This is a genomic window from Corallococcus terminator (assembly GCF_003611635.1).
Lineage (GTDB): Bacteria > Myxococcota > Myxococcia > Myxococcales > Myxococcaceae > Corallococcus > Corallococcus terminator.
The window spans coordinates 1-17024 of the sequence record NZ_RAVZ01000108.1; the positions used below are offsets into that span (position 1 = coordinate 1).

The 17024-nt window shown below is 70.3% G+C and carries 13 protein-coding genes; 8 read left to right on the forward strand and 5 right to left on the reverse strand.

From position 1 onward, the window contains the following. From D7V88_RS17190 to D7V88_RS17200, 3 genes are all read left to right on the forward strand, one after another. The coding region (locus D7V88_RS17190) for a hybrid sensor histidine kinase/response regulator (RefSeq protein WP_208726334.1) at positions 1–1812 on the forward strand (1812 nt) is incomplete at its 5' end. A 37-nt stretch (positions 1813–1849) separates the two neighbouring features. Next, entirely contained in the window at positions 1850–2842 is a 993-nt protein-coding gene (locus tag D7V88_RS17195) for a chemotaxis protein CheB (protein ID WP_120541747.1), read from the forward strand. Next, positions 2836–4593 carry a protein-glutamate O-methyltransferase gene (locus D7V88_RS17200; protein WP_120541748.1) on the forward strand — a complete coding sequence of 586 codons (1758 nt, stop codon included), beginning with the start codon at positions 2836–2838 and terminating at the stop codon, positions 4591–4593. The genes D7V88_RS17195 and D7V88_RS17200 overlap by 7 nt, the downstream gene beginning before the upstream one ends. Before the next feature lie 25 nt (positions 4594–4618). On the opposite strand, the gene D7V88_RS17205 is transcribed toward D7V88_RS17200, so the two are convergent. Both D7V88_RS17205 and D7V88_RS17210 read right to left on the reverse strand, forming a co-directional pair. Next, positions 4619–4942 carry a polyhydroxyalkanoic acid system family protein gene (locus D7V88_RS17205; protein ID WP_120541731.1) on the reverse strand — a complete coding sequence of 108 codons (324 nt, stop codon included), beginning with the start codon at positions 4940–4942 and terminating at the stop codon, positions 4619–4621. A gap of 108 nt (positions 4943–5050) precedes the next feature. Next, complete coding sequence (locus D7V88_RS17210; protein WP_244238196.1) at positions 5051–6547, reverse strand: cryptochrome/DNA photolyase family protein; 1497 nt, start codon at positions 6545–6547, stop codon at positions 5051–5053. Positions 6548–6713: 166 nt separating this feature from the next. Between D7V88_RS17210 and D7V88_RS17215 the strand changes: the two genes are divergently transcribed. The 5 genes from D7V88_RS17215 (at position 6714) to D7V88_RS17235 (ending at position 13801) form a co-directional block, all read left to right on the forward strand. Next, entirely contained in the window at positions 6714–8057 is a 1344-nt protein-coding gene (locus D7V88_RS17215; RefSeq protein WP_208726336.1) for a hypothetical protein, read from the forward strand. Positions 8058–8126: 69 nt separating this feature from the next. Beyond that, positions 8127–9272 (forward strand): DUF1015 family protein, encoded by a 1146-nt coding sequence (locus tag D7V88_RS17220; protein ID WP_120541733.1) that lies wholly within the window; start codon positions 8127–8129, stop codon positions 9270–9272. Positions 9273–9321: 49 nt separating this feature from the next. Next, positions 9322–10074, forward strand: a complete 753-nt coding sequence (locus D7V88_RS17225) for a tRNA1(Val) (adenine(37)-N6)-methyltransferase (protein WP_120541734.1) — start codon at positions 9322–9324, stop codon at positions 10072–10074. A 174-nt stretch (positions 10075–10248) separates the two neighbouring features. Continuing rightward, on the forward strand, positions 10249–12687 hold the full coding sequence (locus D7V88_RS17230; RefSeq protein ID WP_147448760.1) for a glucosidase family protein: 2439 nt from the start codon (positions 10249–10251) through the stop codon (positions 12685–12687). 154 nt (positions 12688–12841) lie between these two features. Further along, positions 12842–13801 carry a hypothetical protein gene (locus D7V88_RS17235; RefSeq protein WP_244238197.1) on the forward strand — a complete coding sequence of 320 codons (960 nt, stop codon included), beginning with the start codon at positions 12842–12844 and terminating at the stop codon, positions 13799–13801. A 26-nt stretch (positions 13802–13827) separates the two neighbouring features. Here the strand turns inward: D7V88_RS17235 and D7V88_RS17240 are convergent, their stop codons facing one another. Genes D7V88_RS17240 through D7V88_RS17250 form a run of 3 tightly spaced genes read right to left on the reverse strand, consistent with a single transcriptional unit; the run spans position 13828 to position 16771 of the window. Beyond that, entirely contained in the window at positions 13828–14949 is a 1122-nt protein-coding gene (locus D7V88_RS17240) for a hypothetical protein (RefSeq protein WP_120541737.1), read from the reverse strand. Positions 14950–14951: 2 nt separating this feature from the next. Further along, the gene (locus tag D7V88_RS17245; RefSeq protein WP_120541738.1) at positions 14952–15788 is read right to left on the reverse strand and encodes an ABC-2 transporter permease; all 837 of its coding nucleotides are present in this window, start codon (positions 15786–15788) and stop codon (positions 14952–14954) included. Continuing rightward, entirely contained in the window at positions 15785–16771 is a 987-nt protein-coding gene (locus D7V88_RS17250) for an ABC transporter ATP-binding protein (protein ID WP_244238198.1), read from the reverse strand. Before D7V88_RS17250 ends, D7V88_RS17245 begins: the two co-directional genes overlap by 4 nt. Positions 16772–17024: the final 253 nt, after the last annotated feature.

The following is a 17024-nucleotide window of genomic DNA, read 5'->3' on the forward strand; positions in this document are numbered from 1 at the left end:
GCCGCGGCCCCCGCCGCCGTGGCCACGCCGCGCGCCCCCGAGCCGAACGTGGTGCAGGCGCCTCCGCCCGCGAGGGAGGAGGAGGCCCCGAACACCGCCAAGGCCAACACCATCGCGGACCGCAGCATCCGCGTGAACGTGGAGGTGCTGGACTCGTTGGGCCTGCTCGCCGGCGACCTGCTGGTGGAGAGCGCCCGGGGCCGGCTGCGCAGCACGGAGACGGCGGCGCTCTTCGAGCGCTTCAGCCGCCTGGGTGACCGCTTCCTGCGCATGTCCGAGGAAGTGGACGTGCCGGACGCCATCCGCGTGGAGCTGGAGCGCGCGGAAGCCGACCTGCACATGCTGCGCGACGACGCGTTCCGCTTCGTGCGCCGCAACGGCGACGGCATCGAAACGCTGCACGGCAACCTGGCCCAGTTGGCGGACCACGTGGCCGAGGCGCGACTCGTGCCGCTGGCCACCGTGTTCGATGCGTTCCCGCGTGCCGTCCGCGACATCGCGAAGACGCAGGAAAAGGACGTGGACCTGGTCATCGAGAACGCCGACATCGGCGTGGACCGGTCCATGCTGGCCGACGTGCGCGACGCGCTGGTGCACCTGCTGCGCAACGCGGTGGACCACGGCCTGGAGTCCCCGGATCTCCGCCAGCAGATGGGCAAGCCCGCCACGGGCCGCATCCGCATCCGGGTGCGCGTGGATGGCGACATGCTCCACATCGAGGTGGAGGACGACGGCCGGGGCATGGACACCGACCGGCTCAAGCAGGTGGCCGTCAACAAGCGGCTCCTGTCTCCGGTGCAGGCCGCCGCGCTGTCGGAGCGCGAGGCCATCGAGCTCATCTTCCGCCCCGGCTTCTCCACCCGCGAACAGGTCAGCGAATTGTCTGGCCGCGGCGTCGGCATGGACGTGGTGAAGCGCAAGGTGGAGACGCTGGGCGGGTCGGTGGGTGTCTCCAGCCGCCAGGGCCGAGGCACCACCATCACGCTGCGCCTGCCGCAGTCGCTGGCCCTGATGAAGGTGCTGCTGGTGCGCCTGGGCGATGACGTCTACGGCATGCCCGCCGCGGACGTGGTGGCTGTCATGCGCATCAAGCCCGATGACCGCATGGAGGTGTTCGGCACGCTGGCGGTGCGGCACCGGGGCAAGCCCACGGCGCTCGTGGCGCTGGGGCCGCTGTTGGGCCTCAACGGTGGCAACCGCTTCGACAAGCCTCCCGCGGTGGTCGTGCGCCACGGCGACGACTACGCCGCGCTGGTGGTGGACGGCTTCGTGGACGAGCGCGAGGTGGCCGTGAAGCCCTGCGGCGGCGAGTTCCTCAAGGGCGCGCCCTTCATCGCGGGTACGGCGGCGCTGGAGGACGGGCGCATCGCGGTGCTCCTGCACGTGCCGGACATCATGACCGAGGTGCGCCGCATGGCGCGCCCCGTCACCCAGGCGCCCGCCAGCCGACGGCTGCGGGTGCTGCTGGTGGACGACTCACCCATCGCCCGCGCGACGGAAGGTGCGCTCGTCAAGGCGCTGGGCCACAACGTGGAGGAGGCACAGGACGGCGAGGAGGCGTACGCGAAGGTGCAGACGAACACGTACGATCTCATCCTCACCGACGTGCAGATGCCCAAGCTGGACGGCTTCTCCCTCACGCGGAGGCTGAAGGCCACGCCTTCGGTGGCACGCATCCCGGTCATCATCCTGTCGTCGCTCGCGTCGCCGGAGGACAAGCGGCGCGGACTGGATGCGGGCGCGGATGCGTACCTGGTCAAGGGGGAGCTGGGCGTGGAGAGTCTGGCCCAGTCCATCGATCGGCTGACCTGAGGAGCCTCTGGTGGGCGGCGGCACGGCGGTGATGGGGATGGCGTTCCGGGTACTCCTGGTGGGGCGGGGCCTGCGCTCGTTGGTGCGCGGGCTCTTCGACGGGGAGTCCCTGGTGGCCGTGGGCCCGCCCGAAGCGGAGTTCATGAACGCCGAGGAGGTCGTGCGGCGGCACTTCCCGGACATCGTTCTGGTGGACCTGAGTTCGTCCCAGGCCCTGGGCGCCATCGAGCGCATCATGGCCACCCGGCCGCTGCCCATCCTCGCGCTGCACCCGGGGGTGCTCACCGGGCAGCAGGCGTTCCAGGCGCTGGCCATGGGCGCGCTGGACGTGATGGACCGGCCCATGAGCCCGACCCAGGACTTCTGGTCCGCGGTGGGCCGCAAGCTGGTGATGCTGGCGCAGGTGAAGGGCGTGCGCTCGTCGCCGTCGGTGCGCAAGCGGCTCCAGGAGGGGCCGACGGCGCCGTTCCCCCTGGTGGCCCTGGCCGCGTCCCTGGGCGGCCCCAAGGCGGTGGCGCAGGTGCTGCGGATGATTCCGCGCGGGTTCCCGGCGCCCATCGCCTATTGTCAGCACATCAGCCAGGGCTTCACGGAGGGGCTGGCGCACTGGCTGTCCACGGAGACAGCGCTGCGTGTCGTCGAGGCGACGCACGATGCGGGGATGGAACCGGGCACGGTGTACATCGCGCCCTCGGGAGGACATCTGCTGGTGAAGTCGGATGGCCGTCTGGAACTGGACTCGGGCCCTGCCCTGCGGGGCTTCCGCCCTTCGTGTGACATGCTGCTAACTTCAGCGGGGGAGGCATTCGGCCGGCGCTGCATTGGCGTCATCCTGACGGGCATGGGCCGCGATGGCGCCAGGGGTTTGAAGGAGATTCGCGAACGGGGTGGACGCACCATCGCGCAGGACGAGGCCTCGTGCGTCGTCTACGGCATGCCGCGCGAGGCGGTGCTGCTGGGCGCGGCGGAGCAGGTGCTGTCGTTGGAACTCATTGGCCCGACGTTGGTGCAGTGGGTGGACGCGTGCTGACGGTCGGCAACAAGGTCCTCCAGCAGCTCGCCGCGCTCCTCCTGGAGCGCGCGGGCCTGAAGATCACCCTGGATGGCTACCACAGCCTCCGGCTGGCGCTGTCCACGCGCATGCCCGTGCTGGGCCTGAGCGATCCGGACAAGTACATGCAGCGGCTCATGAGCACCCACGGCGAGGAGGAGCTGCGCGCGCTCCTGCCGCTGGTGACGGTGGGCCACACGGAGTTCTTCCGCGACGCGAAGCAGTTCCGCGCGCTGGAGCAGAGCGTGCTGCCGGAGCTGCTCGCGCGTGCGCGGCGCGAGATGCGCAAGGTGTCCATCTGGTCCGCGGGCTGCGCCACCGGCGAGGAGCCCTACAGCCTGGCGCTGGTGATGGCGGAGCTGGGCGCGCTCGCGGTGGAGGTGGACCTGTGGGCCACCGACCTGAACCTGGCCGCGGTGGAGGCCGCGCGGCAGGGGCGCTTCTCCAACCGTCGGGCGATGGCCATTGGCCCGGAGCGCCTGTCGCGCTTCTTCAAGCCGGTGGAGGAGGGGTACGAGGCGTCGCCCGTGCTGCGCGAGTACATCCGCTTCGACGGACAGAACCTGGCCGTGCCGCTGTTCGACAAGGTGGCGCCCGCGTCGTTGGATCTCATCCTGTGCCGCAACGTCATCATCTACTTCGACCTGCCCACCATCCGCGGGTTGATGGACCGGTTCCTCACCGCGCTGCGCCCGGGCGGGCTGTTGTTCCTGGGGTACTCGGAGAGCCTGTTCAAGGTCTACGATCGCTTCGAGATGATCGAAGTGGACGGCGCGTTCGTGTACCGCCGGCCGCTCGGGAACAGTCCCCTGCCGCCGCCCCCGCGCGTGTCCAGCCCGTCGGATCCGCCGCTGCGTCCCGGCAGCCCGGAGTCCTTCGCGGTGGACCTGCGCCAGCGGCTCCAGGCCAACGCGGCGACCGCCGCGAAGCTGCGCAACCCGGGCGGCGCGGATTCGCTTTCATCCCGGGGAGGGGAGGCTCCGCGCCGGCCCACCACCGAACTTCCCGCCATGGGCAACCTCACCGGGCGGCGCACCGGGGAGTTCCCGGCCGTCCGGGTGGATCCTTCGCGCCCGCCCCCCGCGCAGCCTCCTGCCGTGGCGGCACGTCCCACGGGTTCGTTCCCCGTGGTGCGCATGGAGACCCCTCGGACCCCGCCTTCTCCCGACGGCAGCACCGCGCCTCGTCCGGGAAGCTCGTGGCCGCAGTTGTTGCCTCCCGCGGAGCGCCTCAACATGGCGGTGCGCAAGATGACGGCGGGGGACTTCCCCGGCGCCATCGCGGGCGTGGAGCGGCTGCTGGTGGACGAGCCCAGTGACCTGGACGCGCTGCTGACGCTGGGCAACCTGTATTCGCTCACCGGCCGCAGCGGCAACGCGCGCGACACCTTCGCGCAGGCGCTCCAGCGCGAGCCCTTGTGCGTGGAGGCGCGCGTCTTCGCGGGCGTGGCGGCGATGCAGGCGGGAAGCCTGGCCGAGGCGCGCTCCGAGTTGGCGAAGGCGCTCTTCCTGGAGCCCACGCTGGCCATCGGCCACTACCTGCTGGCGCAGGTGCAGGAGCGCACCCAGGACTTCGATGCGGCCCGGCGCAGCTACCGCAACGCCGTCGCTCAGCTCAAGCATCCGCAGCGCCCGCTGGCGGGGCACTACCCGGAGATGCTCGATTCAGCGGAGGCCATCTCCCGCGCGGCCCGCTATGCGCTGGCCGCGCTGGAGGAGCAGCCGGGCTGAGGTTGGAGCCCGGCCGCGGCGCGGCTCAGTCCAGGGTGCCCTTGACCTGATCCAGGCTCTTGGACGGGTCCAGCACGGCGCCGAACTTCTTCTGCAGGTACGTCTTGGCCTGACCGCGCAGCAGCATGCCGGGGTCGGTGCCTTCGCCCGTCACGGTCTTGTCGGTGATGACGAAGCTGGCATCCAGGTTGATGCCCATCACCTTGCCGGCGAGCTTCGCGCCCTCTTCGCCCGTCCAGTCGGACTTCACGCCGTACTTGGAGCCCCAGTAGCTGAGGAGCTGCTCGACGCGCTTCTTGACCTCGTCCTTGGGAAGGTTGTGGGGGACCTCGAATTTCAACATGCCCATGGCGGTGACTCCTGTTCAGAAGGTGGCTGGTCCCTGCGGTTTAGTGACACCGGGCCGGAAATGGAACCGCCGTGTGGTGTTTGCCGCCAGGCGATGTCCACCGGTGGCCTACCGGGCGGCCTTGCGCTGGGGGCGGCGCGGCTTCTTCGGGGCCGCCTTCGCGGCCTGCTTCGGCTCCTCCCGGGGCTCTGACTTCGGCTCGCCCCAGCGCTCCAGGTAGGGGTCCAGGTCGAACTTCTGCGCGGTGCGCAGGGAGCTCATGGGCCGCACCTTTCCAATCACCGCGCGCTCCTGGAAGGGCCGGTCGTGCAGGCCCAGGATCCACATGAAGTTGGACACGCTCGCCGGATCGCGTCCGTCCACCGCGTAGGTGTCATTGAGCCGGTGGATGCGGTCCAGGGCCTCCTGCGGCGTGGGGCTCCATTCGAGGATCTTCTTGCCCCAGAGCATGCGCAGGTAGTTGTGGATCCGCCCTCGCTCGCGCAACTCCTTCTGGGACGCGTTCCAGAGCGCGTCCGCCGTGCGGCCCTGGGCCAGCTCCTCGTAGGAGTACAGGTGCGGGCGCGGATCCTTCGCGTGGCGGGAGAGCGTCTCGCGCGCCCAGGGGGGCAGGGAGTCCACGGTGAGCTGTCGGGGCCCGGGCGTGTGGAAGCAGAAGTTGAAGCCCAGCTCGCGGCGCACGAGCAGCTCCTCCAGGAATGACTGGACGGCGGGATGTTCCCGGCCCTTCGCCGCGAGGGCCGCGCGCGCGGCCTCGCCCGGGAAGAGGTTGCCCCAGTGCCAGTAGGGCGACAGGTTGGACTGCTGGCCCAGTCCCGGATCATTGCGGCCTTCCTCGTAGCCCTCCAGCCGCTCCTCCAGGAACGCGTTCAGCGCCTTCAGGCCCGCCTTGCGGCCTCCCTTTTCGTCCAGGGGCTTCACGGAGTGATCCACCGCGAACGTGTGCAGCGCCGCGCGCGCCTTCACCGGGTCGGCGAGCTCGAAGTCTGGTTGGAGGTGCGCGCCCGACGTCTTCACCTTGCGTGGGGGCAGGGTTCGCTCCAGGTACTCCGGCCACAGCTTGCGCAGCTTGGGGCGCAGCGCGTACGCGCCCACCTGGGCCGCGGGGATGCGCTGCATGGGCACCACGCACGAGGCATCCACGGCGAAGAGCGGGATGTGGAGCGCCTTCGCCGCGCCTCGCAGGTGGCCCGGGATGATGTACGTGGGGAACAGGTCCGACACGATGGCCGCCGCGCGCTTGCCCAGCTTCGCGATCCGGGGCTTGTGCTCCTTCGCGGTGCGCGGCAGCTCCAGCCAGTACGGCAGCCCGCGCCCAGCGCAGCCCCTGGCCATGTCCGCCATGCCTTCCAACGCCCACGCGTGGAGCCGCTCCGACGCGAACGGGTAGTCCGGACGGAGGGCCTGGTAGACGACGACGGGCAGGCCCAGGTGGTTGCCCAGCGCGATGGCGGCATCGAGCGCGTGGTTCTCCTCCCACCGGTGGTTCACCATGCACCAGTAGAGGACGAAGTCCCGCTGGCCCGAAGGGAAGGGGGCGTCGTTCACCTCCTGGACGCGAGCGGAGTCGACAGCGAGTTCGGACCACGAGATGCCTTCGGGCATGGGACGGCGAAGATGCCGCATTCCGCGTGCGTGTCGCGGTGGGAGTTTCACTGCGTTGAGCGGTGGACCTCCTGTCCGCGCGAATGTTTCGCACGCGGCGGAAATCCAACACGTGCCCACGGGTTGTGGTTTTCTGCCAGCCGGCCGGACCCAAGGAGCCCCCTGCGTGGCACACCGTCGAACCTGGAACCTCCCTGTCACCGTCCTCGCTGTCGCGCTGATGTCGGCGGGCCTCGCCCACGCGCAGGCGGGAGGCACGTCTGTGTATCCGGCGCCCCAGCCGCCGCCGCCGCCCGCGCCGGGGATGTACGCCGCCCCGCCGTCGCAGGCTGAAACGCCTCCGTCCAACGACGCGTATCCGCCCTCGCAGTCCGCGGCTCCGTCGAACACCGACGCGTATCCGCCGTCGCAGTCCGCGCCTCCGTCCAACGATGGCTATCCTCCGTCGCAGGGCGCCCCGTCGAACGGGGGCTACGCGCAGCCGGGGTCGGCGAATCCGAACGACGCGTATCCTCCCCCGAGCGACGCGCCCGTGCTCCCGCCGGATCCGGACCGCCTGCGCACCGAACCGCAGGCCCCGCTGACGGAGGGCCCTTCAGGCGTGCGGCAGGAGTCCACGCCCGCGTCGGAGCCCGCGACCGCGTCCAACTACATCCGCCCGCCCCCGGAGGACAACGGCGTGTGGCTGGATGGCCAGCGGCGCCGGGGGCCCTTCCTGTCCGGCCCTGGCAGCATGAAGTTCATCGCGCACCACACGACGATGGGCGCGCTGGGCGGCTTCTTCACGCAGGCGTTCTCGCAGGACTTCAGCATCGATCGCAGCTCGCGCGAGGCGATGCTCGCGGGCACGCTCATCGGCGCGGGCCTGGGCTTCGGCGCGTCCGCGTGGTGGCAGTTCAACAACTGGGTGGCGGAGCCCATGGCGAACTTCAGCGTGGGCAACTCGCTGGTGGGCTCCATGTTCATGGCGGGCTTCATGGACCTCATCACCCAGGACCCTGGCGTGCTCACCTGGTCCGCGTTCCTCGGCGCGGAGCTGGGCGCGTGGCTGACGGCGGGCATCGGCGGCGGACAGCTTCCCCTCAACGACGGCCTGCTGGTGGCTTCCGGCGCGGGCTGGGCGGCGGCGTACAGCGCGCTGCTGCTCGCCATCGTCCACTTCTCCGGCACGTCCATCTCCGGCAAGACGTGGAAGGACATGCTGCTCATCGCCCCGGGCGTGGGCGCGGGCGTGCTGGCGCTGGCGACCATGCGCTACAACCCGACGCCGTCCCAAATCCTGCGCGCGGACCTCTTCGGCGGTGGCGTGGGCGCGGCGGTGCTGCTCATCTCCGGGCTGGTGCTGGGCGGCTTCAACCAGTCCACGCCCTACGTGCTGTCATTCCTCGGCTCCGCGGGCGCCATCACCACCGTGAGCCTGCTGTGGGAGGAGAGCGTGGACCGCTCCGCGACGACGGTGCGAAGCGGGCATTCCTCCAAGGACCGGCCCTACAAGAACGTCTGGTGGTAGACGGCCCGGAGGGCGGGCGAGCAGGCGTCATGGCACGCAGGGAAGGCCAGCATCACCTTCCCACCATCCATGGCGCGCGTCCTTCCCTTCACGGCCCTCCTGGCTTCGCTGGAACGCTCACTGGAGCCCGGCGACAGCTCTTCCCGCGGTAACGCGGCTCCCTGGCCGGCGCATCTGCGGCCCCTCCTGGAGGCCGCGAATCCCAGCGCGGAGCTGCGCCGCATGCGCGACGCGGGCACGCTGCTGAAGGACACCCGCCCGTCGCTCTATGTCGTGGAGCTGTATGGCCCGGCGGGGAAGTTCTCCGGCCCGCCCCTGCGCTACCTCTTGTGCGCGCTGACGCCGGACGCGGTGGCGCCGCTGGAGCATGACCCGTACCGGCCGCGCGCGTGGGAGGTGGAGCCCGCCGTCACGCTGGTGGCGGACGACCATGGCGCCCTGCGCGCGCTTCTGGCGGAAGCCGCCGAGCGCGGCATCTCCGTCTGGAAGGGGGAATACGACGGCGCGCCGGTATCGCTCTTGCGCATCGAACCGTCACCGGTGTCCAAGCGCCTGCAGGCGGTGCTGGATGAAGCGCCCATGCGGCCGCTGGCGGCCCTGAGCGAACAACGCCAGACGCTGGCGGCGGTGGTGCCCCTGTCCGAGCCGGGCCTGGAGCTGTGCCCCATCCACCGCGCCCTCAAGGGCGTGACGACGTTCCAGGAGGAGACCTTCCTCACCCTGGTGGCCGCCTACGCGCGCGTGACGGACGTGGACGCGCCGCTCACCACGCCGCAGGGCATGGCGGCGGCTCGCGAGCGGCTGGCGACGCTGGTGCCCGGACAGCACGCGGTGCTGCTGGTGCTGCCGGGAGGGCGGGGGAAGATCCTCCGCTTCCGGCAGGGGCTGGACCTGGCGCACCTGAAGGGCGCGCCGCGCAGTCCCACGTTGAGGAGCCTGGACCTGGCGCTGCTCAACGCGCTGGTGCTGCGCACGGTGCTGGGCATCCAGGATCCGGAGGCGTCGGGGCATCCCCAGGTCTATCCGGTGCATGGCCTGGAGGCGCTGGTGCAGGGCGTGGAGACCGGCATGTTCCAGGCGGGGTTCGCGCTCAACCCGCCGCCCGTGTGGGAGGTGCGCGCGGTGATGGAGGCCCAGGCCACGCTTCCGCCGCGCACCCTTCGCGTGGAGCCGCGCGTGCCCGCGGGCCTGCTCTTCCTGGACCCGGGAGCCTGACGCTTCCGTACGGGCGCTGACCGGAACCCCGCAGGACTGGCCCCGGCAGGTGCGGCTGGAGTTGCAGCCCGGTCCCGGGGAGACGCTGGATGCCATCTGTGGCGGCGAGGTGCAGGTGCTCCAGCGCAGGGCGGGCTACCGCTTCACGTTGGATCCGGTGCTGCTCGCGCACTTCGCCGTCTTCGAGGCGGGAGCGCACCGGGGGCGGCTGCTCGACCTGGGCACCGGGTGCGGCATCATCCCGCTGGTGCTGACCCGGAGATTGGGGCGCGCGGACATCACCGCGCTGGAGCTGCAACCGGACCTGTTCTCCCTGGCGGAGCGCAACGTGTACCTCAACCGCTGCGAGGGCGCGGTGACGCTGGTGCGGGGGGACCTGCGGCAGGTGACGGGGATGTTTCCCGCGGGCAGCTTCGGCCACGTGCTGTGCAATCCGCCGTACCGCGCGCGCACCGCGGGCCAGCGCAACCTGTCGACGGAGAAGGCGCTGGCGCGGCATGAGATTGCCTGCGAGTTGCCGGACGTGGTGCGCGCGGCGGCCTACCTGCTCGTTCCCCGGGGAGGGCTGTGCATGGTGTATCCGGCCTCCCGTTTCGGTGAGCTGGTGTCGGTGCTGAGAACGCTGCAACTGGAGCCGCGCACGGTGCGCATGGTGCATCCGCGCGCGGACCGGCCCGCGAAGCTGGTGCTGCTGCACGCGGTGAAGGGCGGCCGGGCGGATCTCACCGTGCTGCCCTCGCTCGTCGTCCACGCCGAGGACGAACACGCCTTCACCGACGAAGTGAACGCGATGGTGGGCTGAGCAGGCAGTCCAGGGGCTCGGACCCTCAATCCGTTGCGTCGGACAGGTGATACCTGACACGTCTGTGATTTGGTTTCCGGGTGTTGACTCATCAAGCAAGGCAATGGCAGAACTGGTCCGCCGCCCCTGGGGAAGGGCGGCTGTCGTGTCTAGTCCCGGAACGCAGGAATTAAATTGAAACGCGCCGCAAGTCTTGTCCTGGCCGCGAGCCTGACTGTGTCCACGTCTGCCTTCGCCACGGACCCCTTTCAAACGTCATCCCACTCCATCACCAGCCCGGCCAACGAGTTCTGGAACATCTACGGGCTGGGCTGGCACCTGACCGGCACGACGCTCTCCGGAACGCGCAGCAATTCGTCGTACGGGGGGAACACGGCCTGGAACGAGTGGGATGCCCTGAAGTTCGCCTGGACCAACGATTACAATGCTCGCAACGCGGTGATGGGGTTCGTCCAGGGCTCCCTCGTCAACGGGGTGACGACCCCGGCGAACCCGACCCCTCCGCTCGAACAGCCGACGGGGTACGTGTGGTCCTGGTCTATCGAGGAGCGCTGGCCGGACGACTGCGTGACCCCAGAGAAGCCCATTCCCCCCAAACGGTGTGAAGACGCCCACGCTCGCAAAGGATCCTTCCACTACGACCAGGTGCCGGCCTACATCAATGGCATCCATCTGTTGTACCTGTGGTCGCGAGACGCGACCTTCCTGGCGACCATGCTCCCGCGTGCGGAGATCGTCATGGACCAGTACCTGCTAGGAACCATGCAGGGGGCTTCGGGCCTGCTGATCACGCCGGGGGTCGAAAACCAGGGGGACGCCTTCGGGCGACCGAGCACCTACATGGATCAGCTCCGCTCGGGCCACAAGGACGGCTGGGTGAATGCGTCCTTCTACTCGGCGTTGCTGGCCATGGGAGACCTGGAGGAGGCGGCGGGCAACGCCACCAAGGCCCTGGCCTACCGCAACCGTGCGTCGACTTTTCCCGCGCAGTATCGCGCCGAACTGTGGACGGGAAACCGTTACGCGGGCTGGCGGGACGTGAACAACGTGCGGCACGACGCCGGATATACCTACGTCAACCTGCCGGCGTTGGTCCGGGGCCTGCCCACGCCCGCGGAGGCGGACCGCGTCCTGGCCTGGCTGGATTCTCCCGCCGCGGCGACCGTGCGCGGTGCCCACATCGGGAGTACCTCCGTGTATCAGCATGTCATCGCGCCTCGGACCAACACCGCGCCTGTCGTGACCTCGGAGTGGGATTACTGGTCGAACCCGGATCCGGACCCGCAGACTCCGGAATACACGGAGATCGATCCCCGCCGTTACGGTTCGCACTTCCAGAACGGCGGCACGTTCCTGTGGGTGGCCTACTACGACATCATGGCGCGGCTGCGTTACCGCCATGCCGATGATGCACTGCCGAAGTACCAACGCATGCTCACGCGGGTGGCGCGGGACCCGAACTCGCTGGCGTTCTGCGATGGGTTTCTCTGGTGCAGTGGTCCGCACTGGGCTCAAAACAGCTTCGGTGAGCTCAACGGGGAGGTTGGCGTCAATGGTGAGTTTCCCGAGTCTGGCTTGGCGGTCCTTCCCCTGCTGTATGGCTTCATGGGCGTGAGCGCGGACCTTCAGGGGCTGCACGTCGCGCCGGAGCTGCCGACGGCGCTCGTCTCCGCCTCCACGGCGGGCGTGGACTACCGGGGCTCGCTGCGCACCATCAAGGTGAGCCGGGGCCAGTTCGTCGAACATCAGTCCGAAGCCATCCAGGCGACGGACGTGGGCACCTCGCTGCTGACGCAGACCTTCCTGGGCACGGGGCCCTTCAACGAGGTGGGCGTCCAGGTGGGCAGCTACGGCGTGGATGGCAAGGCGTTCACGCTTTCGCTGGAGTCGTCCAACAACAACGGGCTGGCCTGGTCGCCCGTGGCGACCCGGCGGCTGACGGACGTGCAGGACAATGCCTGGGTCTACATGGCCGTGCCGCCCCAGGGGACGGGGCTGATGTACCGGCTGACGGTGCGAGATCCCTCCGGCAGCCTGGCGTGGTGGCGGAATCCGTCCTCCACCGTGTGGGGGGCGGCCTTCCAGGGAAGCACCACCTTGACGGGGGACTTCGCCTTCCGCGTGGTGAACGCGCCTCAGAGCGTGCTGCTCAGCCAGCCGGCGGCGGACGTGGCGGATGCGCTCAATGGCACGCTGGCCCAGGGCTTCACCGCCACCCAGCCGTTCGACCGCGTGAGCCTGAACATCGGCACGCACTTCACCAGCACGTCGGGTTTCACCGCGCGGATCTTCCGCGACAACGGTGAGGGCTGGAAGCTGCTGGTGCAGCAGGTGTTCAAGAACGTGGTGGACAACAGCGACGTGTCGATGAACTTCGCGTCCCTGAAGCCCGGCAACTACCTGCTGGAGATCTCCGAGGAGGTCGGCACCATCTCCTGGTATCGCGGCAGCACGAGCAATCTGGGCCCGAATTTCTGGGCGTCCCAGAACAATGTCTCCCTGCCGGGCAACCGCACCTTCAGCCTGTTCCGCGGCCAGTACCGCGTCGAGGTGCCGGAGAAGGGCGTGGACACCACCGTCCTCGCGGGCAATCGGTACACCATGACGAACTGACGGGAAGGTTCCGCAGGGAGCGGAAGGCGCTGTCCTGGCGCATCCCGCTCCTCGCGCGGAACGGTTCTGGCGTAGAGTCCCCGCCCTGGGGCTCGGACCGGGAGTCCCCTGTCTCATCCGAAAGCAGGACGTGATGCGCGTGGGCTCACGACGTATGGCCTTGCCCTGGCTGGGCGGGTTGGCGGTCGCCCTGGTGCTCCTCGGCGCCCCGGCACCGGCCCTGGCCCAGACGCAGGCGGACCGGCTCTACATCGGGTACAGCGTCGCGGGTGGCGGCACGCTGGACGCGGGCGGGGTCCGGCTCCAGCGGCGACGTCAGTTGGACCTGCGTGTGCCGCTGCCCCCCATCGTCCTGGGCCGCACGTACCTGCTGCCTTCGCTGGGGTACGAGCTGAAGTGGTTGGGCGTGCAGGTGCCTCCTCCCGGACTCGCCGGCCCGGGCGACGATGACGTGGGGCGCAGCTTCCACCGCATCCAACTGGGCCTGACGCTCATCCGGCCCGTGGCGCCGCGCTGGCTGCTGATCGGCGGGGTGATGGGCACCACCCGCACGGACTTCCGGTCGTCCTTCGCCCCGGGCCTGGACACCAGTTGGGTGGCCTTCGCCATGGCCAACCACCAACTGGGGGAGGAGCCCGGCTTCTCGGTGACGTTCGGACTGGTGGCGCTGTTTCCCTTCGACCTGTTTCCCGTGCTGCCCCTCGCCAGCCTGAACTACCGCCGGGGCCCGTGGATCCTGGAGGTGGGCCTGCCCAGGCTCACCCTGCTGCACAAGCTGGGCGACACGGTGGAGCTGGGGCTTGTGGGTGGCTTCGAACAACAGGTGCTCCGCACCCGCTTCGAGCCGGAGGCCGTGGGCCTGGGCGCGTCCTACCTGCGCGAGACCACCGTGCGCGTTGCTCCCACCGTCAACGTCCACCTGGGCCAGGACCTGTGGTTGAGCACCGCGGTGGGCCTGTCGCTCGTCAACGACCTCGCGCTGCTCGACCGCCAGCGCGACAACCTCAACATCCGGGGGCTGGGGGCGGGCACCACGCCGTATGCCCGGGTGGTGCTCGGCTGGCGTCCGCAGCCCGGCCGTCCGAAGGCCCGCGAGACGCGCTCCATCCGCTGAAAAGCGCGCGCCCGGGGACCTGTCCGCTAAGGCGCGGCCTGCTGGCTCTCCGCTGTCTTGCGCTCCTCGCGGCACCACGCGAGCTGCTGCTGGATGGCCTCCAGGGGCACCGCCAGCTCCAGCTTGAAGGACGTGCCGTCCGGCCGCACCTTCGCGAAGTCCAGGAGCTGCGCCAGGTCCGTGTTGCCCTCCGACTGGGCCTTCATCCGCGCCATGGACAGCATGCCGCCCAGTGACTTGCCCAGGTCGGTCATCTTGTCCGCGTCCATGCCGCTCACGTTGGCCACCATGGCGACATCGCCGCTGGTGTCCAGGTGGAGCTCCACGTTCTGCGCCACGTCCACCAGGCGCTGCGCCAGCTCCTGCTGCCCCGGGCCCAGCAGCTTCGCGATCTGGGAGACCGCGAGCACGCCGTACATCTCCCCGTAGGTGCTGTTCTCGTCGAGCAGCGGCGGCCCTTGCTCCGTCCCGCGCCCGTCCATGCGGTCCAGCACCGTCTTCACCTCGTCCGGGTTGCGGCCCACCACCAGCATCTGGTTGTTCCAGGTGCCCACCGCGTTGTCCATGCGCCCGCGCCGCGTGCCGCCATCCGACAGGGGCAGGGCCGTGTCGCCCGCTTCGTACACGCGCGCGCCCGGCCCGTGGTCCGACGACACGCGTTCGCCCAGGAGCTCCTGGTAGCGCGCCTTGCTGAAGTCACCGGAGAGGATGAGGCCCTCGTCGGTGATGACCATGCGGTCCAGGTCCTGGAAGGGATCCACGCCGCTCAGGGCCTTGAACTGTTCCAGGTTCTTGCCGCCGTCGCGCATCAGGCACGCCATCAGCAGCTCGCCCAGCGGAGAGTGCCGCAGGGCGTTCGCCTCGATGACCACCGCCGTGCGTCCGGGGCCGCGGGGCAGGGCCGCGAGCAACGGGTCGCGCGGCTTCGCGGGGGCCTGCGCCACGCCCGCGTCCAGCGTGGGCATCACCCAGGTGCGGCGCTTCTCCGCGCGCTCGAAGTCCGGGCCGCGCATGCGCGAGGGGAAGTTCACCTCCGGGGCCGGGGGCGGGCCGGAGTCTCCCTGTCCCCAGAACATCATCACCGCGGCCACCGCGAACAGCAGCAAGGCCCCGCCCAGCCACACCTTCCTGCGCCTGCGCGAATCCATGCTCAGCAGTCCTTTCCTTCGAAGTGCCAGAAGCCCACCGCGAGCGCTCCCAGGCCGAACACCAGCACGCCGCCCAGCAACATCCCCAGCGAACCCGGCAGGAGCGGCGTGTTGCTCGCGAGGTCCGCCGCCCCGACGGCCAGCGCCGACAGCCGGGGCAGCACCAGCGTCACCGCGTCGAAGGACGCGCGGCCGACCCCCGCCTCCAGGTAGCGCGACACGTCCGTGCGGAACCCCGCCAGGATGCCGCCCACCAGCAGCACGAAGCCCGCCGCGGAACACAGCGCCGCGCTGCGCACCAGCGTGGCCGTGGTGAGCATCACCGCGTACACCGCCGCGAATCCCACGCACGCCAGGCCCCCCGCGATGAGCGGCCCCACCGTCCAGTACCCCGTCTTCACCCCGAAGATGAGCGTCAGCCCGCCCGCCGCGTACACCGTGCCGCCCACGGCCAGCGTCATCACGCCCAGGAAGGTGCCCGCCAAGAGGTGCCAGCGCTGCAAGGGCAGGGCGAGCAGGTGTTCGATGCGCCCGGGCGACAACAGGCCCGGCGCGAAGTCCGAACACGCCACGATGCCGAAGAGGATGCCGCCGTAGAACACCAGGTAGGCCGCCGCGCGGAAGATGGGCCGCAGCGCCACGTCCACGGACACGATGTTGGCGCGCACCACGTTGCCGAAGAGCCGCGTCGCCGCGAGCGCTCCGTCCACGACCTCCAGCTTGAGGCTGAGCGCCACGGTGGCCAGCACCAGCGTGAGCCCCACCATGAACGCCAGGATGAACTTGCGCGACGCCGCCTCGCGCAGCACGTACCCCGCGATGACGAAGACGGGATTCACGCCGCCACCCCCGGGCTGCCCACCGCGCCCAGCAACACCGCTTCCAGATCCGCGCCCTCGCGCCGCAGGTCCACCAGCAGCGCGCCAGAAGCCCGCGCCCGGTCCAGCGCCGCGTTGAGCACCGTCACATCCGCCGCATCCACCACGTAAACCCCTTCCGCCGGGGCGCCTTCAACCAGCAGGCCCGGCGCTCCTTTCGACTCCGACGCGGGAGCGCCCACCGGCACGAAGCCCGCGGCCTCCAGGGCGGAGGCCTGTGCACCGGGCGCGAAGCGCACCCGCCACCGGGCCCCGCCGCGCGCCAGGTCCTCCAACCGTCCTTCGCGCAGCACGCGCCCGTCCGCGAGGATGGCCACCCGGTCACACACCCGTTCGGTCTCCGCCAGCAGGTGCGAGTTGAGGAACAGCGTCACGCCCCGGCGCACCTCCTCCTGGAGGATGCGGCGCACCTCCAGCCGGCCCATGGGATCGATGCCGTCCGTGGGTTCGTCCAGTACCAGCAGCGCCGGGTCTCCCAGGAGCGCCGCCGCCAGCCCCAGCCGCTGCCGCATGCCCTTCGAATACCCGCCGATGCGCCGGTCCACCGCGTCCGACAGCCCCACGCGCTCCAGGAGGCGCAAGAGCCCCGGCGCATCCGGCTTCAGCCCCTTGAGCCGCGCCACGGTGGCCAGGAACGCGGGCGACTTCCACGTGCCGGGCAGGTGCAGCCGCTCCGGCAGGTACCCGATGCGCGCGCGGATGGCCGGATCCTCCGGGGAGCCGCCCAGCACCCGCACCGTGCCCGCCGTGGGCCTCACGATGCCGAGCACGCTCTTGATGAAGGTCGTCTTGCCCGCGCCGTTGGGGCCAATCAGCCCGAAGGCACTGCCCGCCGGGACGACCAGGTCCATGCCCCTGAGGGCCTCGTGGCCGCCGCGGCCGAACGCGCGGTGATAGGTCTTTCGCAGGCCCTGCACTTCGAGGGCGGGAGGGGGAGTCGTCACGGTTGCGACTGTAGACGACCCACGAGGGCGACGATTGCCTCCGTCTCGTACGCGGGGGAGGGGCAAGCGGGCCTGAAACTTTCCATCCGCCCGCGTCCACCCATTCGCGCCGCTGGGAAACACCTTGCGCACCCTCCCAGGCCGTGGCGCGCCGCGACACCCCGTCGTTCCGGGGCGTTGCATTTCTGGGAGCTCCAACGGTGCCCCTGGTCCACGCCCTGCATTGCTTTCGGGGGACACGCGGTACTTCACG